At 61.6% G+C, this 22242-nt stretch carries 20 protein-coding genes; 15 read left to right on the top strand and 5 right to left on the bottom strand.

Annotated features, from left to right (window positions below):
- Complete coding sequence (locus tag AC1DON_RS18055; protein WP_476936208.1) at positions 1-1230, top strand: tetratricopeptide repeat protein; 1230 nt, start codon at positions 1-3, stop codon at positions 1228-1230.
- Here AC1DON_RS18055 and AC1DON_RS18060 read toward each other — a convergent pair.
- Positions 1187-2086 carry an NAD-dependent epimerase/dehydratase family protein gene (locus AC1DON_RS18060; RefSeq protein WP_476936209.1) on the bottom strand — a complete coding sequence of 300 codons (900 nt, stop codon included), beginning with the start codon at positions 2084-2086 and terminating at the stop codon, positions 1187-1189. The two genes, AC1DON_RS18055 and AC1DON_RS18060, sit on opposite strands and share 44 nt — an antisense overlap.
- Before the next feature lie 201 nt (positions 2087-2287).
- On the opposite strand from AC1DON_RS18060, the gene AC1DON_RS18065 reads away from it, so the two are divergent.
- From AC1DON_RS18065 to AC1DON_RS18075, 3 genes are all read left to right on the top strand, one after another.
- Positions 2288-2542, top strand: a complete 255-nt coding sequence (locus AC1DON_RS18065; RefSeq protein ID WP_476936210.1) for a YjhX family toxin — start codon at positions 2288-2290, stop codon at positions 2540-2542.
- A gap of 149 nt (positions 2543-2691) precedes the next feature.
- Positions 2692-4233, top strand: a complete 1542-nt coding sequence (locus AC1DON_RS18070) for a UbiD family decarboxylase (RefSeq protein ID WP_476936211.1) — start codon at positions 2692-2694, stop codon at positions 4231-4233.
- A gap of 99 nt (positions 4234-4332) precedes the next feature.
- Entirely contained in the window at positions 4333-6240 is a 1908-nt protein-coding gene (locus tag AC1DON_RS18075) for a rhamnogalacturonan lyase (protein WP_476936212.1), read from the top strand.
- 18 nt (positions 6241-6258) lie between these two features.
- Here the strand turns inward: AC1DON_RS18075 and AC1DON_RS18080 are convergent, their stop codons facing one another.
- A complete protein-coding gene (locus tag AC1DON_RS18080) occupies positions 6259-8238 on the bottom strand; it encodes a putative bifunctional diguanylate cyclase/phosphodiesterase (protein WP_476936213.1) in 1980 nt (659 codons plus the stop codon).
- A gap of 144 nt (positions 8239-8382) precedes the next feature.
- Positions 8383-10221 carry a putative bifunctional diguanylate cyclase/phosphodiesterase gene (locus tag AC1DON_RS18085; protein ID WP_476936214.1) on the bottom strand — a complete coding sequence of 613 codons (1839 nt, stop codon included), beginning with the start codon at positions 10219-10221 and terminating at the stop codon, positions 8383-8385.
- 295 nt (positions 10222-10516) lie between these two features.
- Between AC1DON_RS18085 and AC1DON_RS18090 the strand changes: the two genes are divergently transcribed.
- The 3 genes from AC1DON_RS18090 to AC1DON_RS18100 are packed head-to-tail and all read left to right on the top strand — an operon-like array spanning position 10517 to position 12941.
- Positions 10517-11890, top strand: coding sequence for a TldD/PmbA family protein (locus AC1DON_RS18090; RefSeq protein ID WP_476936215.1), 1374 nt, complete (start codon positions 10517-10519; stop codon positions 11888-11890).
- Complete coding sequence (locus AC1DON_RS18095) at positions 11890-12696, top strand: inositol monophosphatase family protein (protein WP_476936216.1); 807 nt, start codon at positions 11890-11892, stop codon at positions 12694-12696. Before AC1DON_RS18090 ends, AC1DON_RS18095 begins: the two co-directional genes overlap by 1 nt.
- Positions 12697-12710: 14 nt before the next feature.
- Positions 12711-12941: a DUF4170 domain-containing protein gene (locus AC1DON_RS18100; RefSeq protein ID WP_476936217.1), complete on the top strand. Its 231-nt coding sequence runs from the start codon at positions 12711-12713 to the stop codon at positions 12939-12941.
- Here AC1DON_RS18100 and AC1DON_RS18105 read toward each other — a convergent pair whose 3' ends face one another.
- The gene (locus tag AC1DON_RS18105) at positions 12942-13445 is read right to left on the bottom strand and encodes a CYTH domain-containing protein (protein WP_476936218.1); all 504 of its coding nucleotides are present in this window, start codon (positions 13443-13445) and stop codon (positions 12942-12944) included.
- Positions 13445-14134 carry a protein tyrosine phosphatase gene (locus tag AC1DON_RS18110; protein ID WP_476936219.1) on the bottom strand — a complete coding sequence of 230 codons (690 nt, stop codon included), beginning with the start codon at positions 14132-14134 and terminating at the stop codon, positions 13445-13447. The genes AC1DON_RS18105 and AC1DON_RS18110 overlap by 1 nt, the downstream gene beginning before the upstream one ends.
- 187 nt (positions 14135-14321) lie before the next feature.
- Between AC1DON_RS18110 and AC1DON_RS18115 the strand changes: the two genes are divergently transcribed.
- From AC1DON_RS18115 to AC1DON_RS18150, 8 genes are all read left to right on the top strand, one after another.
- On the top strand, positions 14322-16154 hold the full coding sequence (locus AC1DON_RS18115; RefSeq protein WP_476936220.1) for an ABC transporter ATP-binding protein: 1833 nt from the start codon (positions 14322-14324) through the stop codon (positions 16152-16154).
- A complete protein-coding gene (locus tag AC1DON_RS18120) occupies positions 16151-16939 on the top strand; it encodes a lysophospholipid acyltransferase family protein (RefSeq protein ID WP_476936221.1) in 789 nt (262 codons plus the stop codon). The genes AC1DON_RS18115 and AC1DON_RS18120 overlap by 4 nt, the downstream gene beginning before the upstream one ends.
- The gene (locus AC1DON_RS18125; RefSeq protein ID WP_476936222.1) at positions 16936-18204 is read left to right on the top strand and encodes a 3-deoxy-D-manno-octulosonic acid transferase; all 1269 of its coding nucleotides are present in this window, start codon (positions 16936-16938) and stop codon (positions 18202-18204) included. The genes AC1DON_RS18120 and AC1DON_RS18125 overlap by 4 nt, the downstream gene beginning before the upstream one ends.
- A gap of 2 nt (positions 18205-18206) precedes the next feature.
- On the top strand, positions 18207-19208 hold the full coding sequence (gene lpxK / locus AC1DON_RS18130) for a tetraacyldisaccharide 4'-kinase (protein WP_476936223.1): 1002 nt from the start codon (positions 18207-18209) through the stop codon (positions 19206-19208).
- A gap of 37 nt (positions 19209-19245) precedes the next feature.
- On the top strand, positions 19246-20295 hold the full coding sequence (locus AC1DON_RS18135; protein WP_476936224.1) for a glycoside hydrolase family 5 protein: 1050 nt from the start codon (positions 19246-19248) through the stop codon (positions 20293-20295).
- A complete protein-coding gene (locus AC1DON_RS18140; RefSeq protein WP_476936225.1) occupies positions 20295-21335 on the top strand; it encodes a glycoside hydrolase family 5 protein in 1041 nt (346 codons plus the stop codon). The genes AC1DON_RS18135 and AC1DON_RS18140 overlap by 1 nt, the downstream gene beginning before the upstream one ends.
- Position 21336: 1 nt before the next feature.
- Entirely contained in the window at positions 21337-21648 is a 312-nt protein-coding gene (locus AC1DON_RS18145; RefSeq protein ID WP_476936226.1) for a hypothetical protein, read from the top strand.
- A 64-nt stretch (positions 21649-21712) separates the two neighbouring features.
- The gene (locus AC1DON_RS18150) at positions 21713-22225 is read left to right on the top strand and encodes a hypothetical protein (RefSeq protein ID WP_476936227.1); all 513 of its coding nucleotides are present in this window, start codon (positions 21713-21715) and stop codon (positions 22223-22225) included.
- Positions 22226-22242: the final 17 nt, after the last annotated feature.

The following is a 22242-nucleotide window of genomic DNA, read 5'->3' on the forward strand; positions in this document are numbered from 1 at the left end:
ATGACACTCACGTCCAAACTCCTAATTGCCGCAGTCCTCGCCTGCCTGCCGTCACTGGCCATGGCAGCGCCGTCCGAGGAAGCCTTGCGGGCCAATCCGCAGGCGTTGGCGGCCGTCAAGGCCAAGGCGGAAAAGGGCGATGTCGCCAGCCAGTACGCCTATGGGCACGCGTTTCTCAATGGCACCTATGGCCAGGCGATAGATCCGGCGCAGGGCGTAACCTGGCTGACCAAGGCGGTCGACGGCGGCAGCGGCGGCGCGGCCTATGACCTGGCCCGCCTCTATGACGACGGCAAGGGCGTGCCCAAGGACGCGACTCTGGCCATGATCTTTTACCAAAAAGCCAGCGAACGTGGTGTACCGGCCGTCCAGGAACACGTCTGCCAGACCAAGGCTGCACTGGCCGGCTCCGCCGAGGACTGGGCCCAGGCCTTCCCCTACTGCCAAAAGGCGTCAGCGCAGGGCAGCATCGAAGCCAACCACGCGCTCGGCATCGCCTATATCGAGGGCCGCGGAACAACCCAGGACACAGGTCTTGGCATCCAATTCCTGCAGCGTGCCGCCGCCAAGGGCAATCTGGCGTCTATGACGCGCCTGGCCCAGATATATTCCGACGGCAACATAGTGCCGCAGGACCAGGCCAAGGCATTCAACTGGCACCGTCAGGCGGCGCGCTACGGTTCAGTACCGTCGATCCTGGCCATGGCCCGGCAGTACGAGGCAGGCCTTGGCACCGATGTCGACATGGACGAAGCCGCACGGCTGTATGAAATTCTGGCGCGGCACGGCAGCGTCGAAGCCGCCGAATGGTTCACCACCCATCCCGACGTGTCGCGCAACAAGATCGTGCATAACATTATCACGCCGGACCAGATCCCGTCGGGCCTGATTCTCTACGCCGTGGCCAGCCACGATCCGCGCTTCACCACGCTCGACATGCAGGGCTATGTCCGCCAGATGTCGCTCGATATCTATCCAATGAGAGCCCAGGAAGCGGCCATGGCCGGTATGGCGACCGCCGAGTGTCGCATAAAAGCCGATGGCACGTTCAAGGACTGCATCGTCGTTGATGAAAGCCCACCGGGATACGGCTTTGGGCCATCGATCATCCGCATGGCGGATGCACTGCAGAATTCGGGTAACAAGAGCGCCTGGACGCGCCGCTATGCCGGCAAGGTGCTGCAGGTCACTGCGCGCTGGAAGGTGCCGGAGTTGGATCCGTTCCGCTAAAATCGGGCGTGAAGCCATCAGGCGCATAGCCGAAGTCTTCGACAGCGGGTTTAACGTCGAAGTAAAGGTCCTGGTTCATCCGCGTGACCATGCCGATATTGCGCTTAAGCTTCTTGCCCGGCTGGATAAGGTTCAGTGCAGCAAAGCCGAGGCGCCACACCCATTCCGGAACATCAACGATCAGGGGCTTGCGGCCCAGCGCTGTGAAGATGGCCTCTGCCATGGCGCGATACGTCATATACTCGCCCCCCGGCACATTGTAGGCCTTGTTTTCCGTCCTGGCCGTCAACGCACAAATAAGCGCCGCCGCCGCGAGGTCACGCGCATGGACCGGCTGGCGCAAACCATTGGCCGGCGCGCACACCGGAAAGAAACCAAGCTTTCTGATCATCGCCGCCATGCGGGTAATGTTCTCGTCGTGCCCTTCGTCATAGATCAGCGTCGGACGCAGGATCGTCCAGGCAACACCAGCCCGCTCGCAAAAATCAATTGTTGATTTTTCACCTGAAGCGAGTTTGGCAACGACCTCCCGCTCCTCTTGCGTTTCCGACTCGCCCTTGGTGAACAGGCTGGTCGAGGAGAAGGCGACAAGACGCTTCATACCCAGCTTAACCAGATGATTTAACAGGCTTTCCTGAAGCAGCCAGATCGGCGTACAGACGATGACCGTCAGAAAATCCATGCCAGGATCGAAGCTTTGGGGCGCCTCAAAATCCAGAATCAACGATTGACCAGATAGCTGTTTGCGCGAAGTGAAGCGCACGGGCCCAGACCATCGGTCGGCAAAGTCACGCAGCCGTCGCCCGATAAGCGAACGGGCGCCAATGACCAGCAAAGCATTGTCCTGCGATTCCATGCGGTCAGTCCTAACAGCTTGACAGCCGCCACGACAAGCTTAAGGAGGCAGCTCTTGCGCCGGGCCTTTCCGGCGTTTCCGGAACTGCCTATGCCTGAGATTGTGCGAAGCCGCTAAGGGTCTCGCTACCGAGACCTGAACCACCCGCCGCAGACCTGGTCGCGGCGCGGTTTGTTGTGGTTTCATATCCCGGACATTCCCATGAATATCTCCCGTGCGGAGCAGCGTGTGCTGCACGTTCTGGCACAGGGCGGCCTGATCCGCCTTGAGCGGCTTGACGGCTGCATTATCGCCGCCGATTGCCTTACCCGCGATGGCCATCTGCTGGCCGACTGTACCCTTGCTGTCTTCAGGAAACTGAAGCGACGGCGCCTGATTGGTTCCCAGGACGGCGCGCCGTATCGCATCACCTATCTCGGCCGGCAGAGCGTGCAGTCGCAGTTGGATAATCGATAGGCTTTTGCTTTGTCGCGATATCAAGGCGAAAACCGCTAACACTTTTCGCCATATCGCGTCCGTGGGCCGGTCGCTGCGGCGATCGGCCCATTTGCCTTGGCCGCCAAACCCGCCTATGTCAGCGGCACATCTACGCGTTGAGAACACACATGGCTGCCTACAAATCGCTCAGAGACTTTATCGCCAAGCTGGAAGCCGCAGGCGAACTGGTGCGCGTATCGACGCCGGTCTCAACGCATCTGGAAATGACCGAGATCCAGACCCGCCTGCTGGCCGAAAAAGGCCCGGCGGTGCTGTTCGAAAACGTCCTGATGCCGGATGGTTCCAAGTCTTCTATGCCCGTGCTGGTCAACCTGTTCGGCAACGTCAAGCGCGTTGCCATGGGCGTCACGCTCGACAACAAGGAACGCAGCGAGCCCGCCGACCTGCGCGAAGTCGGCGAACTGCTGGCCTTCCTGCGCCAGCCTGAACCACCGCGCGGCTTCAGGGACGCGTTGGAACTTCTGCCTTTGGCCAAGACGATCATGGGCATGCGCCCCAAAGCCGTAAAATCCGCGCCGGTTCAAGAGGTTGTCCTAACGGGCGAAGACATCGACCTGACGAAGTTGCCGATCCAGGGATGCTGGCCGGGTGAGCCGGCGCCGCTGATCACCTGGCCGCTGATCGTCACCAAGGGCCCCTCGGACAGCCGCGAAGACGACTACAATCTCGGCATCTATCGCATGCAGGTGCTGGATAAGAGCCGGACCATCATGCGCTGGCTGGCCCATCGCGGCGGCGCGCAACACCACCGTCGCTGGAAGGCCGGCGGCAAGCGTGAGCCCCTGCCCGCCGCCGCCGTCCTCGGCGCCGATCCCGGCCTGATCCTGGCGGCCGTCACCCCCGTGCCGGACACCCTGTCGGAATACCAGTTCGCCGGCCTGCTGCGCGGCCAGAAGGCCGAGCTGGTCGAGGCCAAGACCGTGCCGCTGCTGGTGCCGGCCCACGCTGAAATCATTCTCGAAGGCCACGTCCTGCTCGACGACTATGCCGACGAAGGACCTTACGGCGACCACACTGGCTATTACAACAGCGTCGAAAAATTTCCGATCTTCCAGGTGTCGGCCATCACCATGCGCCGCGATCCGATTTATCTGTCGACCTTTACGGGCCGTCCGCCCGATGAGCCGAGCGTGCTGGGCGAGGCTTTAAATGAAGTCTTTATCCCCCTGATCCAGCAACAGTTTCCGGAAATTGTTGATTTCTGGCTTCCGCCGGAAGGCTGCTCCTATCGCATTGCCGTCATCTCGATGAAGAAGGCCTATCCCGGCCACGCCAAGCGCGTGATGATGGGCGCTTGGTCGTACCTGCGCCAGTTCATGTACACCAAGTGGATCATCGTCGTGGACGACGACATCAATGCCCGCGACTGGAAGGACGTCATGTGGGCGCTGTCGACGCGCATGGACCCGGCGCGCGATATCACTGTCGTCGAAAATACACCGATCGACTATCTCGACTTCGCCTCGCCCGAAAGCGGCCTGGGCAGCAAGATCGGGCTGGACGCCACCAACAAGTGGGAGCCTGAGACGCACCGCGAGTGGGGTGAGAAGCTTTATATGGAGCAGGACGTCATCGATCGCGTTTCGGCCAAGTGGGCAGAGATGGGCCTGCCCGGTTCCGGCAAACCCATCTGGACAAAGGGCAGGTGATCGAATTTGCGCAATAATGCGTAAATTTCGTTTGGTCGTGACGGATTTTGCAGCATAGTCGGTTTAACTCTGCAATCATAATCCAGAGAGGCCGCGCTCATGTCCTACCGCCCCAAGTCGTTTCGCTGCATTGCCCTTGTCACCACCGCCCTGGCACTGATCGCCGGGGTCGCCTATGCCCAGGCTCGCAAGATGGAGCCCCTCGATCGCGGCGCCATCGCCGTCGCTGCCGACAAGGGCGTTCTGGTCAGTTGGCGGATACTGGATAGCGACACCGCACAGACGTTCGACATCTGGCGGGACGGCAAAAAGGTCAAGACGGTCAAGGGCGTCAGCAACTGGCTGGATACCGATGGTGCTACAGGCTCTAGCTACCAGATAAAGATGGGGAAGGCGGCGACGCCGGTCTTCAAGCCGTGGGGCGCCAACTATCTCGAGATCGCGCTCGATGTTCCGGCCGGCGGCACCACACCCGACGGCAAGCCCTACACCTATACCGCCAACGATGCTTCGGTCGGCGACCTCGACGGCGACGGCGATTACGAAGTCGTCCTGAAGTGGGAGCCGACCAACGCGCAGGACAATAGCCGTGGCGGGTATACCGGCAATGTCCTGCTTGACGCCTACACGCTGGAGGGCAGGAAGTTGTGGCGCGTCGACCTCGGCCGCAACATCCGCGCCGGCGCGCACTATACCCAGTTCATGGTCGAAGACTTCGACGGTGACGGCAAGGCCGAACTGATCGTCAAAACCGCCGACGGCACGAAGGACGCGGCAGGCAAGGTAATCGGCGACGCCAGTGCCGACTGGGTGTCGACAGCTGGCGAACTCGAACAGACCGACCGCACCGGCTCGGTCCAGACACCTGACGGCAAGCTGATGGCGCAGTTCCAGGGCCGCATCCTGAAGGGCCCGGAATATTTGAGCGCCTTCGAAGGCCGGACCGGCCGTGTACTGGACACCGTTCCCTACTGGCCGACGCGCGTGCCCGAAGGCGACACGGCGACGCCGGAACGCCTCAAGGAAATCTGGGGCGACGGTTACGGCAATCGCTCCGAACGCTACCTGGCCGGCGTGGCCTGGCTCGACGGCGCCCTGCCCTCTGCCGTCATGGCGCGCGGTTATTACGGCCGTACAACGTTGGCGGCCTACGATTTCCGCAATGGCAAGCTGAGCCAGCGCTGGAATTTCGATTCGATCGCGCCTGGTGTGCCCGATGGCTTCAGCGGCCAGGGCAACCATCAGCTCAGCGTCGCCGACGTCGATGGCGACGGCCGCGATGAGATCATCTACGGTTCGATGGCTCTCGACGATACCGGCAAGCCGCTATGGACGGCGAAGCTGTTCCACGGCGACGCCATGCACGTGGGCGATCTCGATCCGACGCGCCCGGGCCTGGAAAAATTCGGCGCCCACGAAGTCATGAAGGCCAATGGCAACAAGGGTTCGGCCCTGCTCGACGCCCGCACGGGCGAGGTGCTGTGGACGACCTATGCCGAAAAAGATACCGGCCGCGGCCTGGCGGCCGATATCGACCCGCGCTATCCGGGCGCCGAGGCCTGGGCGTCGAACAGCAATAACCTCTACAATATCAAGGGCCAGGTCATCGGCGACAAGCATCCGCGCCAGACCAATTTCGCCATCTGGTGGGACGGCGATTCCCTGCGCGAACTGCTCGACAACATCACCATTTCCAAGTGGGACTGGAACACCGGTGAGACCCGGCCGCTGCTCCAGGCCGACGGCATGGCATCGAACAATGGCACCAAGGCGACCCCGGCCTTGCAGGCTGACATTCTGGGCGACTGGCGCGAGGAAGTGATCCTGCGCAAGGCTGACAATACGGCACTGCGCATCTATTCGACGCCGATTCCGTCCGAGATCGGTATGGTGACCCTGATGCAGGATCCGCAATATCGCGCGGCCGTCGCCTGGCAGAACACGGCCTATAACCAGCCGCCGCACCCCAGCTTCTCTATCGGCAAAGACGGCAAGGCGAAGAAGTAGCGCGCTTTGCCGACGAACTTACCCGGCGGCCCGAACCTCAGTTTGGGCCGTTTCCTTTTGTAGCTCCTCGATCCGCCCCGTTGGTCGGGTCGTCTCCTTCTGCAGATAGCCATTGATCTGATCGGCCGGCATGGGCCGGGCGAACAGGAAGCCCTGGATATGCCGCGCCTTCACCTGCAACAGCTGGTTCAGTTCGCGTTCGGTTTCGACGCCTTCGACGACGCAATCGAGGTGCAGGTTGCCGCACAGGTCGATAATCGTCTTGATGATCTTGAGCGCCGCGTCGTGCTTGACCAGCTGGGTCACAAAACTGCGGTCGATCTTGATCTTGTCCACCGGCAGCCGGTGAATGTAGCTGAAGCTGGAATAGCCTGAACCGAAGTCGTCGATCGCCACGCGGCAGCCCATGCTCTTCAACTGCAGCAGAGCTTCGCACGCCTGCTCGAAGTCGGTCAGCATGGCTGTTTCCGTGATTTCGAACTCGATACGGCGTGGATCGACACCCGATCGCTTCACAGCTTCGCGGATATTGTTGATCGACAGGCTTGAGCGCAGGTCGCGCGCCGACAGGTTGAACGAAACGCGCAGATGCGACGGCCAGGCAGAAACCTTCGCCAGTGCCTTTTCCAGCAGGATCAGCGTAACGCGGGTGATCAGGCCGGAACGTTCCGCCGCCTTGATGAAGACGTCGGGGCGGACATCGCCCAGTTGCGGGCTTTTCCAGCGGGCCAGGGCCTCGAAACCGGTTGTCTGGCGGACAACGGCATCGACCTGCGGCTGAAAGACGATGGACAACTCGCGATCCAGGTCGGCGGCGCGCAAGGTCTGGTCGACGACGCTGAAGTCGTGCATCGCCGTTTCATGCGCCTTGGTGAAGACGACCGGCGCGCCACGCAGGTTCTGCTTGGCGAAATAGAGGGCGTAATCGGCGCGCTCCAGCAACTGGGACGTCGTCATGGCGCTGTCAGCCGCGCGGACAAACCCGACCGAAGCCGAGATATTCGCCGCCACGCCCCCCAGGAAATAGGTTTCGCGCAAGCCATCGCACAGGGCCGCGCCAAACGCCTGAAGATCATGTTCTGACCGGCTGCCGGGCAGAATGACTGCGAATTCGTCACCGCCGATGCGCGCCGCAAAGCCCTGCCCGCTGCAATGCGCGTTCAGGCGCTGGGCAACCTGGATCAGCAGTTCATCGCCGACCGAGTGGCCGTAAATGTCATTGACCGGCTTAAAGCCGTCGAGATCGATCAGGGCGAGATCAAACGGCGCGCCCTTACCGGCTTCGACCTGACGGAAGAAGCTACGGCGGTTTGGCAGGCTGGTCAGTGCGTCACAATTTGCCATGGCGGAGGCTTCGGCGTGCAGCTTTTCCGCGACGACGCGCGCGCGGATGGCCTGGAACAGGGTGTTGCGCACAGACACAGAAATCATCATGACCACCGGCACGATCAAAATCGCCAGCACCGCGGAATCCTTGCGGACCATCGTCCCGTTCGCGACGGCGAAGCCAATCAGGGCGCCCAGGGTGACGACGAAGCTTGGCAGCATGACGCGCAGCCGCACACTTGTGGCGCCGAAAATCAAACCCAGGAAGGCAAAATAGACCAGCCGCTGCGAATCGTAATGCATGAACTGGTAGACGATCGGATTGATCAGCAGCAGCGCATTGACGGTCGCGCTGGCGATGTCGAGACGCAACAGGCTCTTGGTGTTGCGCAGGTAACGGAAATAGAAGAAGAAGCTGGCGGCCGAATTGAGGACGGCCAGGGCCAGCAGGATGGCCAGATTGACCCCGGTTTCCGTCTGGAAACGGTTATAGATGACGATGCCATAATAGACGCCCGTGATCAGGCAGAAGGTCCGCACGATCGGCACGATGGCGTCGAATTCATCAGCCGGCGCCAGCCCTTTCGGCGCGGCAAGACCGTGGTTCCGGAAGAAACTTAAAACCCGGTTTGCCCAGCTGCGCCATGGACGCTCGGTCTTTTGCTCTGCCACAGTACTGCCAACCCCTTGTTCCTTAGGTGTTGTTTAGCACATATCCTTGAAAGAAAGCCTAATGGCGGAACGAAACCCGCTAAGCAGATACCGCTGTCGATTCCCGGAGGGGGCCGGCCAGGCGCAGGATGCCCCCTCCGCGCCTCAGCTTGCTGCCTTTAACTGCGGCGGCAATATATTGACCTCCCGGGCCAGATAACCGGAGACGTTCTCCGGGCTCATCGGGCGTGAGAACAGGTAGCCCTGGACGTAGCGGGCGTTGATCTCGCGCAGGGCCGCGCACTCGGCTTCGGTCTCCACGCCTTCGATGATGTGTTCCAGGCCCAGATTTCCGCACAGATCGATCATGGTCTTGACGATCATCCGCGTCTGGCTGGTGTCGATCTGCGTGATGAAAGACCGATCGATCTTCAGGGTGTCGATGGGCAGGCGATGCAGGTAGCTGAAACTGGAAAAGCCCGAGCCGAAGTCATCGAGCGCGATCTTTACGCCCAACCCCTTCAACGCGTTCAGCCCCTTCAGCGCCCGGTCGAAATCGGTCATCATCGCTGTTTCGGTGATCTCGAACTCGATACGGCTGGGTGCTACGCCGCTCGACAGCACAATGTCGCGGATGGCGTCGATGGCGCGGCGCGAGTGCAGGTCGCGTGTCGACAGGTTGAAAGTGACGAACAGGTCTTCGGGCCATTCGCGCACGGCCTTCAGCGTCTTGCGCAGCAAGATTTCCGTCAGCTTGCCGATCGCGCCGGAGCGCTCAGCGGCCAGGATGAAGACGTCGGGCATGACCGCGCCCAGTTGCGGGCTGTTCCAGCGGGCCAGGGCTTCGAAGCCCACTGTCCGCTCGGCCTTGAGGTCATATTGCGGTTGAAAGACGACGTGCATTTCCGCGTTGAGGTCGCCGTTGCGCAGGGCGGCATCGACGCGGTTGAAGTCGCGCATCTCGCCTTCGTGACGCGCGTCGAAAATGACCACTTCGCCCCGCGCATTGGCCTTGGCGCGATATAGCGCGTAGTCGGCGCGCTCCAGCAGCAGCGTGCCGCTGGCTTTTTCAGTACCGACGCGCACCACGCCGATCGATCCGGACAGGCTGGCCGTGGCGCCGCCCAGATGGAACGGCTGGCGCAGACCGGCGCAGATGTGCCGCCCGAGTGCCAGAAGATCGCTCCGGCTGCGGCGCGACGGCAGGATAAGCGCAAATTCGTCCCCGCCAAGGCGCGCAATAATGGCGTCATCGGGACATGCGGCCTGCAACCGGTGACCGACCTCGATCAGCACAGCGTCACCGGCGGCGTGGCCATAGACGTCGTTGATGGGCTTGAAGCCGTCGAGATCGACCAGCCCGAGATCGAAGGGGTGGCCCAGGCGCATGCGCTCTTCCAGCGCTGCAAAGAAGCTGCGCCGGTTGGGCAGGCCGGTCAGGGCGTCATTGTGCGCCAGGGCCGAGGCTTCGTCGCGATGGCGGTCGGCCATAACCCTTGCGCGCACCGCCTTGAGGATCGTGATCCGCAGGATTACGCTCATGCACAAACCGGTCATCAAAGCCGTCAGCGCAATCCAGGCATATTGTTCTGTATGCGCCGGCTCGCGTCCAAGCGCGATCAACGCGAATGTGCCGACACTGACCAGGGCGCTTGGCAGGACAACGCGCATGGACACGCCTGAGACAGCAAAGATCGGCAGGGCCAGGGCGAAATAGATCAGCTTCAACGGATCATAGAGAATGGCGATGTCGATGGCAGTATTGTAAAACAGCAGGAAGTTGCCGATATGCCCGGCCACCATCAGCCGGCGCATCGAATAGGTCTGCCGCGTGTAGTTTAACAGCACCGCGCCGGTAATGACCGAGACAAAGGCAGCCCCCGGCACCAGACCCCAGTCGCCGGGCACATGATAGGTCAATCCGTTGACCAAATAGTAGCCAACAATCGCCCAGAGATAGCCCCGCACGACGGGACGCATGGTCGCCGCCAGCTCACGCCGCATGACCGCGGCATCGGCAGTGTCCAGACGGTGGCCACGACGACGCCACTGGAGCCTGCCGATAACAGTTTTGATGCCTATAACAAGCTGATCGCAAACGATTGTAAGCGGTCTTACAATTGATGATTGCTGCTGCGACACCGGGGAACCACTCTACGCCTACAAAGTACGGGGGCTGTTTCTAACAGTCCCGCGTCAATGCAATGCTAAACGATGTGGTTAAAAGGCGGCGCCATCCCTATCGATTTGTCACAAACGAGACTTGCCTTGTGGCTGCGGGCGGGCCTATACAAATTTCATGTTGCAAACGCGAAGCAAGCCCGTTTCCCAGACGCCTTTCGAACGCCTGAACGACGTGATCGAAGCCGCGAAGGCGCGCGGCGCAGATGCCGCCGAAGCGGTGTTCGCCGAAAGCCGTTCTTTAAGCGTCAGTATCCGCAAGGGTGACCTTGAAACCGTCGAACGCGATGAGACGGCCGACCTGGGCCTTCGGGTGTTCGTCGGCAAGAAGCAGGCCGTGGTCTCGGTGTCCGAATTCTCGCCCCAGACGCTGGACCGGCTGGTCGAACGCGCTGTCGTTATGGCGTCGCTGGCGCCTGACGATCCCTATGCCAGCCTGGCCGATCCGGCTCTCCTCTACCGCTCAGGCGGCTCCGAAGACAGCCTGCAGATTTACGATGACACGCCGTTGTCGGCGGAAACCCTGCAGAACCAGGCCCTGGCCATCGAAGCCGCCGGTCTGGAGATCGATCCGCGCCTGCAGGGTGACGCCGCGTCCACGGGCTACAGCCAGAACTGCTGGCACATGCTGACTTCGGGTGGGTTTCAGGCGACGCACCACACCAGCCTCTTCTTCCTGTCGGGCCGTTTCATCGCCACGGGCGCAGATGGCGCCATGGAACGCGACGGCGAAGGCCGCAGCACGCGATTTGTCGCCGACCTGCCAGGTGTGGCCGAAATCGGGACGACCGCCGCCGAACGCGCCATCAAGGCGCTGGGCGCCCGGAAAATACCTACCCAGAAGGCCCCGGTCCTGTTCGACAAGCGCATCGCCAAATCGCTGATCGGCCAGTTCCTGGGCGCGATTTCCGGCACGGCCATCGCACGCGGCTCCAGCTTCCTGAAGGACAAGCTGGGTCAGCGCCTGTTCGATCCGTCGATCCAGATCATCGACGATCCCTTACGCGTGCGCGGCCTCGGTTCCTGCCTGTTCGACGACGAAGGCGTGGCCACAAAGCGCATCTCGCTTATCGAAGACGGCGTTTTGACGACGTGGCTGCTGAACACCGCTGCAGCGCGTCAACTCGGCATGACATCCACCGGCCATGCTTCGCGCGGCCTGGCCAGTCCTCCGGGCGTCGGCGCGCACAATATCGTCCTGTCGGCTGGCCCTAAGTCCTGCAGCGAACTGCTAAAGGACGCGGGCAAGGGCGTGATCGTCACGTCGATGTTCGGCCCCAGCGTCAATTCCGATACCGGCGACTGGTCCGCCGGCGCATCAGGCTTCTGGTTTGAAAACGGCGAAATCCAGTATCCGGTCAACGAAATCACCGTCGCCGGCAATCTGATCGACATGTATCCGCGCCTGATCCCCGCCTCTGACCTGGAAATCCGCGGAACTATGGACACGCCCAGCCTGCTCATCGATTCTTTGAGCGTCGGGGGCAAGTGATGGCCAGCGCGGTGACGCTCAGCGACCTGGACCTGATCATAGACAAGGTGCGTCGCGCCGGCGCCCTGGCTCAGCACCTCAAGGCGCACGGTCTGATCACCAGCTTCAAGTCCGACGGCTCCATCGTCACCAATGCCGATACCGAGGTCAATCTCTGGCTCAAGGAAGCCCTGCTCGAGGCCCGCCCGGACTATGGCTGGCAGAGCGAGGAATCGCCCGACAACGCCGAACGGCTGAATGCACAACGAACCTTCGTGCTCGATCCGATCGACGGCACGATGGGCCTCTCCAAAGGCAGCCCCTACTGGACGATCGCCCTGGCCGTTGTCGAGGCCGGCCGGCCGGTTGCGGCGGTTGTCTATGCGCCGGACGCCCACGAACTGTTTAGCGCCGCGACGGGCAAGGGGGCGAATCTCAACGACCAGCCCGTCCGTGCCCGTGACAGGCAGACTCTGGAAGACGCTGAAGTCGTCGGCGATTCACGCCTGTTCGGCCGCGATATCTGGCCCGAAGCCTGGCCGCGCATGGCCGTCCAGTCCCGCCCATCTGTGGCCTATCGCATGTGTGTCGTCGCCGCCGGCCGCGCCGACTTCACCATGGCGCTGACGCCCAAACGCGACTGGGATGTGGCCGCGGCAACGCTGATCGCCCAGGAAGCCGGTGCGATTGTGTCCGATCATTTGGGAAATCCTTACGGTTTTAATGGCAAGGATAGTCTCAAACCCAGCCTGATCTGTTCGGGTCCGGCGCTGTTCCCAGAAATCATCCGGCGCTGCGCCCACCTGCTGACGTTGGAAAACCCCTAAGTCTGAGTGTTACAATGAGCGACAAACAACTTCTCCATCTCGTCATCGGCGGCGAATTACAGGACCTGAATGGCACAACCTTCAAGGACCTGAAGGCGATCGAGTTCGTCGGCGCCTATGCCAACAATGCCGAAGCCGTCAAGGCGTGGCGAACCAAGGCGCAATCGACCGTCGACAACGCGTTGATGCGCTACTTCGTCATCCACGCCCACAAGCTGATCGACCCTTCGACCGAAGGCGAATAATCAACCCGTGACAAGCTGATAGATGCCGGCGGCGTAGTCGCGGTCGGCCAGCTTCTTGTTGGTAAAGCGATTGTCAGCTGCATCCACCGAATGGCGGATGCCGTTTTCTATTTCCGCCGGGATATGCCGAGGCGCAGCCTGACCGCGCGGCAGCTCAGCCTCGGCCAGAACGAAGTACACCTGGCCGTTATCGTCGCGCAGAAAATCGACCACCCATTCGACCTCATCCTGCATCAGGACGTACCGCGTCTTGGCGATGCGCTGGACGCACAGCGGCCACAGCAAATCGAAATCATCTTGTGAAACTGGCGTTTCGATCTCGACCAGCTCGCCGGCGTGCGGCACCCACTTCTTGTAGGTGAAGATGTAGTCCGCATCGCGTTGGCGGATACGCGGGCCGTCGTCGAGATAAGCCTGACGAATGTCGTGCCTGGTCCAGCCCTTCAAATGCCCGGCGTCGAAGTCGATATCCAGCACGTATTTGCGTTCGTTCTCGACAGGCACTATTCACGCCTCAGGAATTTTTCAGTCATCATCGTCCCCCACCAGGACGCCTTGAAATCGTCCTTGATGCGGGCGGGGTCGAATTCCGGGCTGTCGACCCATTCCAGAAAGCTGATGCCCCTGGGTTCGATATCGCGCAGATAGACTTCGAATAGGTAGTCGAGCACACCGGTCAGCCCCGATTTCATGTGCAGATATTTAAAACTCAACTGTTGACGCGCCTGTTCAATCGGCTGGCCGAGATGCAGGTGGGCATAGAGGACGCTCATCATGCCGGCGCGGTCCGCGCCCGACTTGCAATGCAGCAACGCCGGGTATTCGATGCGGTCGAATAGCGCCTTTGCCGCGAAGATTTCATCACGCGTCGGCAGGCTGCGCGAGGTCAGGCCGAAATTCTCCAGCTTCAGCCCCAGCTTTTCACAGGCGTATTTTTCCAGGTAATAGAAAGATCCGAACCCGCCACGCAGGTTGATGACGGTCTTGATGCCCTTCTTCTGCCATTGCGCCAGCTGGAACGGCCACGGCTGGTTGGTCCGCAGCATCTTGTCGTCGATCCAGTGGGCGTTGGTGAAGCCGAGACGCAAGTAAGCGTGGTCACCCCACAGATAGTGCAGATAGGTGCCGAACCGCTGGGCACGCGTTTCCGTCGGAAACCTGGTCTGGCGAAATTTCTTTGGGTACAGCTTCAAAAACGGCCTCAAAACAATCTTCCGAAGCCATGGCTTCGGCAAGCACGACTGTGCGCCCGAGCGTATGCGAGGAGCCCAGCGGCGCTCGAGCGGCAAGGAATCCGCCATTAACACAAAAGCGCGCGACAGGCTTACGGAAATGACGCATAAGCCTATATAAACACTGACAAACCGTTTGCCAGACCGAATGCCGCTCGAACCCAAATCCCTGCCATCCGCTGAGATGCCCGCGAAAGCGATCGCCCGCCGGATCTGGACGCAGTACCTGGCGGCCCAAAAACGCCTTCTCGGGATTGCTCTGGTATGCGCGGTCATCGTCGCCCTGGCTACGACCCTATTTGGCGTGCTGATGGGCTCGGCTGTCGATCTTCTGTTCCGCACATCGTCGGCCGGCAAGTCGCTTGATTTCCTGCCTGGTGAAATCGTCGCCGCCATCGTCGCCAATCCGATGCTGATGATCCCGCTGATCATCATCGCCGCCGTCATTGTCCGCTTCGCTGGTCAGCGCGGCCTCACCGTATCGCTGAATACGATCGGCAACCGGCTGGTCGGCAATATCCAGCGCGATCTGTTCTCCCGCCTTGTCCACGCCGACCTTGGCCGCCTGCAAAAGGCCCATTCCGGCCAGCACCTGTCGTCGGTGCTGTACGACGCCGACCTCGTCCGCGACGCGGCCTCGACGGGCATGGTGCAGTATGTCCAGAGCGGTCTGATCGCTGTCGGCGCCATCGCCAACATGATCTATTTCGACTGGACCATGACCCTAGCCGTGCTGCTGATCGCGCCGGTCATCGGCCTGGTCATGGGCAAATACCTGAAGCGCACACGGACGGCGGCGCAGGGCGCCATGGCCGAGACGTCGAGCCTGTCGACTGCCATCATGGAAAGCCTCGACGGCATCAAGGTCGTCAAGGTCAGCAACCAGGAAGCGGCCGAAGAGGCACGCGTCGGTGATGTCATCGACCGCCGCCAGGGCCATATGATCAAAGGCGCCAATGCCCGCACCATGGCCGCGCCCGCTACCGAATTGCTGACCGGCCTGTTGCTGGCGGGCCTGCTGGCCTATGCCGGCTGGCGCGCCCAGGGCGGCTTTATCACGGCTGGCGACCTGTTCGGCTTTGTCACGGCGCTGGGCATCGCCAGTCAGGCCCTGCGGCAACTGACCGGCCTGCAAGGCACATTCAGCCAGGGCATGACCGCCGCAAGGCGCCTGTTCGCGGCGCTCGATATCAAACCGGAGATTATCTCGGCCGCCGACGCCGTAGCCCTGCCGCGCGATTTTAAGCGCTTGGGTTTCGACAAGGCCAGCTTTGCCTATGGTGAGGCGCCTGTGCTGAATGAAGTCAGCTTCGACGTTTCGGCTGGACAGAGCATTGCCCTTGTTGGCCCAAGTGGCTCGGGCAAGTCGACACTGCTCAACCTGATCCCGCGTTTCTTCGACCTGACGTCCGGCGCCATCCGCTTCGACGGCATCGATCATCGCCAAATTTCGCTCGGCTCACTGCGCGACAATATCGCCCTGGTGACGCAAGACCCCTTCCTGTTTGACGACGCTATTCACGCCAATATCGCCTACGGCCGCCCGGACGCCACCACCGCCGAGATCGAACAGGCCGCGCGCGATGCTGCCGCCGACGGCTTTATTCGCAGCCTGCCGAAAGGTTACAACACCCGTGCCGGTGAGGCAGGCTCTCAGCTTTCGGGCGGACAAAAACAACGGATTGCGATTGCACGCGCCTTCCTGAAGAACGCCCCTTTACTCCTGTTGGATGAGGCCACATCGGCGTTAGACACCGAGTCCGAAGCGCTGGTTCAACAAGCGTTAGAACGCCTGATGAAGGGCCGCACGACCTTTGTCGTTGCCCACCGACTGTCGACGGTACGCAATTGCGACCTGATCCTCGTGCTCGACAAAGGGCAGATTCGCGAGCATGGCACGCATGACAGCCTGATGCGTTCGGGCGGGCTCTACAGCCGCCTGGCGGCAACGCAACTTGGCACCTCCCCGGAGGCCGCATGAAAGACATCCTGAAACGCCGCAAGATGCAGAACATCCTGGGCAGCATGATCTCTGCCTACCTCAAGTTCTGCTACGCCACGACGCGCTGGCGGAGCGAAGGCCGCGCCGAGGTCGAGGCCGTGTGGGCCAGCGACAGCCCCGTCGTGCTGATGTTCTGGCACGAGCGCCTGCATTTCGGCCATTCGAGCTGGCCGCTGGAAAACGCCCAGCCAATCGCGGTGCTGAGTTCGACCTCAAAATTCGGCGACGTCATCACCAAGGTTACCGATGATTTCGGCCGCTATACAATCCGTGGGTCTTCGGCCAAGAAGTCCAATCCCGGCAAGGACAAGCGTGGCGCCCAGGCCTTCCGCGATATGCTGCGCTGGCTGCGCGACGGCAAGGGCGTGGCAACAACGCCTGACGGCCCGCGCGGCCCGGCCCGGACGATGACCGAGGGCAGCCTGAAGCTGTCGCAGATGAGCGGCGCGGTGCTGGTTTGCCTGGGGCAATCGGCGAAGCACTACGTCGAGTTCAACACCTGGGACAAGATGCGCCTGCCCCTGCCGTTCAACCGCGGCGCCATGGTGTGGCGCGTCCTGCCGGCAGTCTCTTCCAGGATCGACGAGGCGGAATTCGAACGCCTGCGCGTCCAGGCCGAAAGCACTTTAAGCGAAGCTACCGACCGTGCCGACGACCTGATCGGCGCCAAACGCGGCAGCGGCGGCGGACGTCAGCTGGGCTGGCTGGAACGCCAGGACGCTGAGAACACTGACACCTTGGCTGACGCGGACAGGGTACAATGACCCTGCCTCTGGCCGTCTATCGCGGCGCGGCACGAACCTTTCACGCGTTTGCGCCCAAGCTTTTGCGCGACCGCGTCGCCAAGGGCAAGGAAGACCCGGCACGGTTCACCGAGCGGCTGGGCCAGACTACGCAGGCCCGGCCGGACAAGCCTGTCATTTGGTTTCACGGCGTCAGCGTCGGTGAGAGCCTGTCGGCCATCCCGATCCTTGAGCGCCTGAAGGCCGAGCGCCCGGACCTCGGCCTGCTGATCACCACAGCGACAACGACGTCTGCTGAAATCCTGAGCCGCCGCCTGCCTGAAGGCGTCATCCATCAGTATGCGCCGATCGACACGCCTCAGGCGGTCGAGGCCTTTCTCGATCACTGGCAGCCGCGCCTGGCTGTGTTTATCGAAAGCGACATCTGGCCGAACCTGCTGCAGGCCCTGACGCAGCGCCATGTCCCGCATGCGCTGCTGAGCGCGCGCATCACCGAAAAGACCTTTCGTGGCTGGCAGACCTTCCGGCGCAGCATGCAGTCCCTGCTCAAGGGCTATGCGCTGGTCATGGCGCAGGACGACGCCTCAGAACAGCGCCTGCGCGCCATGCAGGTGACCCCGGCGGTCCAGGCCAATCTCAAGACCATCGGCGCGCCGCTTACGGTCGATTCAGCACAGCTCTTTGCCCTGCGGGAGACCTTGGCGGGGCGACGGGTGATCGTCGCCGCCAGCACCCACTATGGCGAGGACAATATCGTCGTCAGTGCGCTTGGGCCTCAGCTCCACAACGGTGACCTGCTGATCCTCGTGCCGCGCCACCCGATCAAGGCCGAAGACATCCGCCTCGATCTCGAAGCATTGGGATTCCGGGTCGCGCAACGTTCGCGCGATGAGGCGATCACGACAGAAACACATGTCTATCTGGCCGATACCCTGGGAGAATTGGGCATTTTCTTCTCGTTGGCTGATCTGGTCATCATGGGCGGAAGCTTCCTGAACGGCATAGGTGGCCACAATCCGCTGGAGGCCGCACGTCTCGGCAAGAGCGTCATCACCGGCGACGATATCGGCAACTGGGAAGGCATTTTCGATACCCTCCTGACCAAAGGCGCGGGCTGGCGCGTGCAGGGACGCGATGAACTGGCCTTCCTGAGCGGCGAATTGCTGCGCGCCCCTGAGGCGGTCAAAGCGGCCGACGCCCGCGCGCTTGAGATAAGCCAGGCCGAGGCCGGCATGCTCGATCGCGTCTGGCAGGCGCTGTCGCCGCTCTTGCCAGGAGACGCCTGATCATGGCGCTCAATACGCCCACATGGTGGTACAAGCGCAAGGCAGCAGGCGCGCCGTGGTGGCGTCCGGCACTCTGGCCGCTGTCGCTGATCTGGCGGGCTGTCAACGACGCCAAGCGCGCCAGCGCCAATCCCTATCGTTCATCTGTGTTTGTCATCAGCGTTGGCAATCTGACGCTCGGCGGCTCCGGCAAGACGCCGATCACGGCTGAGATTCTGCGCCTGCTGGACGGCGCGTTCGGCCTGTCGAAGGGGTATGGCGGTACGCTGGAAGGCCCGGCACGCGTGGATCCGGCAAGGCATACAGCCGCCGAAGTCGGTGATGAACCCTTGATGCTGGCCCAGCACGCGCCCTTCATGATTGCCAGGGATCGCGCCGCCGGTCTCAAGGCGCTGGAAGGTCAGGCGCAGGTCGCCGTGGTCGATGACGCGCACCAGAATCTCCAGATCGCCAAGGACCTGCACGTGTTGGTCGTTGACGGCGATACGCGCAATGGCGCCTGGCCGTTCGGCGACGGCGGCATCTGCCCTTATGGCCCTCTGCGTGAACCGTTCACCGAAGGCTTGGCCCGCGCCGACGTCGTCGTCCTGTGGATGCCGGATGGTTCGGCGCCCGACGCAGGCCTGCTGGCACTTCTATCGTCACGGCCGGTCTTCATCGCCCGCCTGGTGCCGCAGACGCCGTCCCTCACCGGCCCGGTCTATGGCTTTGCCGGTATAGCCAAGCCGTGGAAGTTCGAAGCGACACTGACATCGCTGGGGCTGACCGTCGCCGGCTTCGAAGGCTTTCCCGACCACGCCGCTCTGTCCGAGAAAACACTCAATCGCCTCGCCACCACCGCCGGCAACGCGCAACTGATCACAACCGAAAAGGACTGGATCAAGCTATCGCCCGCCTGGCGTGCGCGCATTACTCCGTTACCGATCACGGCGCGCTTCGATAACGAAGTCGGTTTCAAATCGGCACTTTCGAGGGCGCTCGACAAGGGTCATTCAGCGCGATAGGCTTTCCGAAAATCGATATAAGAATTCGGAGGATACCTTGCTGAAATCCCTGATGACCGGCGTGTGCCTTGCCGCCGCGCTCGTGGCCTCATCCGCCCTGGCCGACAATCCCGCACCAAATCCGCCGCCCGCAACCTCGCAATTCAGCGAAATCTCGGCCCACGACCAGGTCCGTCAGATGGGCCGCGGCGTCAACATCATCGGCTATGACCCATTCTGGCAGGACGGTGGCAAGGGCAATTACAGCGAAAAGCACTTTGCCGAGATCAAGGCTGCCGGCTTTTCGACCGTGCGCGTCGTGCTGTTCACCTTCAAATTCCTCGATGACAAAAACACGCTCGATTCGAAGTGGCTGAACCGCCTTGACTGGGTCGTCGCCAACGCCAAGAAAAACGGCCTGACCGTCATCCTCGATGAGCACGATTTCGACCAATGCTCGAAGGATATCGCTGTCTGTACGCCCAAGCTCAAGGCCGTTTGGTCGCAACTAGCCGAGCGTTACAAGAACGAACCCAACACGGTCGTCTTCGAGCTGATGAACGAACCGCACGGCCAGTTCGACGCCGCCAAGTGGAACGCCACCTTCCCGGAAGTGCTGGCGATCATCCGCAAGACCAACCCCAAGCGCAATGTCATCATCGGCGGCGTGCAGTGGAACAGCCGTCATACGCTGAAGGATCTGGCCCTGCCGGCGGACGACCGGCACCTTATCGCCACCTTCCACTATTACGACCCGTTCCACTTCACCCACCAGGGCGCAGCGTGGGCGCCGCCGGAAATCACCAAGCTGAAGGACATCCGTTTCGGCAAACCCGAAGAGATCGCCCAGATCGACGCCGACTTCAAAGTCGTGTCCGATTGGGCCAAGGCCAATGACCGGCCTGTTTTCCTGGGCGAATTCGGCGCCTATGACGCGGCCGCCATGGAAGACCGCATCCTTTGGACCTCGACCGTCGCGCGTACCGCTGAAAAATACGGCTTTGCCTTCGGCTACTGGCAGTTTTCCAGCGACTTCCTGCTCTACGATTTCAAGACACAGTCCTTCGTCAAGCCGATCCTGAAGGCGCTCGTCCCGGAGACCAAGTGATGAAAGCTTTTCTCTTTGCCGCAGCCCTGATGGCGCTGCCCTTTGCCGCCCTCGCCGACGCCTATAAGGGCAAGACGGCCTACAGCGAGATCACGCCCGAAGCCCAGGTCGCGCGCCTGGGTGCCGGTATCAACATCATCGGCGGCTACGATCCGTGGTGGAACGGCGGCACGACCAAGTTCCGCGAGAAGGATATCGAGGAGGCCGCCAAGGCCGGCTTCACCCATATTCGCGTGCCCTTGTTCACCTTCGACCACCTGACCGCGGACGGCAAGCTCAAGCCCGCCTATCTCAAGAAGGTCGATGAAATCATCGATCTGGCGGCGGCGCAAAACCTCGATGTCATCCTTGACGTGCACATGTTCGAGTATTGCGCCAAGAACGTCGATTCGTGCGCCGAGAAGCTGGCGGCCACCTGGTACGAGTTGTCTGAGCACTATAAGGATGCACCGAATTCGGTCGTCTTCGAATTGCTGAACGAACCCAATGGCCTGGTCGATGACGCCATCTGGAACGCCTGGGTGCCGGACCTGATCTCCATCATCCGCGAGACTAACCCGACGCGCAATGTCGTCGTCGGCCCGACCATGTGGAACAGCATCGACAAGCTGGCCGTCCTGCAACTGCCGGCGACCGACCGGCACCTGATCGCGACTTTCCACTACTACTCGCCTTTCCATTTCACGCATCAGGGCGCTTCGTGGGCGGGTGCGGAAGTCATGGCCATGAAGGACGTGCGCTGGACAGGCAAGCCGGAAGAGGTCGCGGCCGTCCATGCCGATTTCGACCGGGCCGTTGCCTGGTCCAAGGCCAATAACCGTCCGATGCTTTTGGGCGAATACGGCGTATACGGCCTGAACGCGCGCATGGCAGACCGCGTCGCGTGGACCAAGGCTGTCTCGAAAGCCGCCGACGATCGTGGCTTTGCTCGCGCCTACTGGTATTGGGATGGCGGTGAAACCAGCTTTGGCGTATGGGACCAGGATAAGCGTCAATGGGTCAAGCCGATCCGCGATGCACTGGTTCCCAAAGGAAAATAGCATGGTCGCCAAGGCCAAACGTTCGATGGAAGATGTCGCGACTGTCGACGGCGTCAAATACCGCTGGCAGATCCACCGTGAGCCGCAATGGGCGACGGTGGATGGCGGCAAGGGGCTGTGCATCTCGGTGCAGCACGAAGAGAATCCGCAGAAGGTGCTACTGCTGGAATATCCCTTCCCCAAGCCCAGCCGCCACGCCCAGCGCCCCAAGGTCTCAAAGCACGACGTCGCCGTTCAAATCGGCAAGGCGATCGAAGCTGGCTGGGAGCCCGAATCGCGCGGCAAACCGTTCACCTACATGATCGAGGCGTGATCATTGGGGTAAGGTGTAGCCGCCGCACCGATCTGTGTTAGGCTCCGAGGATAAAGGGGGCGCGATGGATACCGAGCACGAACTCTGCGAAACCGTACGGGAATACAGCCGCGAAAGCTGGCTGCACGCGCGGCACAATGAGACACAGCGCTCGGCTGTCTCGGGCGCCATCATTGCCATCTCAGCGGCAGTCGTCGGCTTTATCACCCGTCATGAGCTGACCCAGGCCGACCTGCCGCTGACGCTGTTTTTGATGTTCCTGGGGCTATTCGGCGCCGCCTTCTGCGCCAAGCACTATGAGCGCTTCTCACTGCACATGGAGATCATCCGCGAAAGCCAGGCCTATCTCGACCGCCTGTTGCCCGGTGAGCCGCTCGACAATATCTTCACGGCCGCCAAGGCCGCGCACAAGCGCCGCGGGCACTGGCTGCGCGGCGTGCGGCTGAACCATTTCTGGATCCTGCTGCACCTGATGATCGCGACGCTGGGCCTGCTGCTGTCGATCTATATCAACGCGAATCTGTTGGACGGCCTCGTGACCTGGACGCAGGAGCTTTACTCAAGCATCCATCTCTAGCTGCGTCAGCCTTTAAG

It is taken from the genome of Asticcacaulis sp. P4_H10, assembly GCF_056400965.1.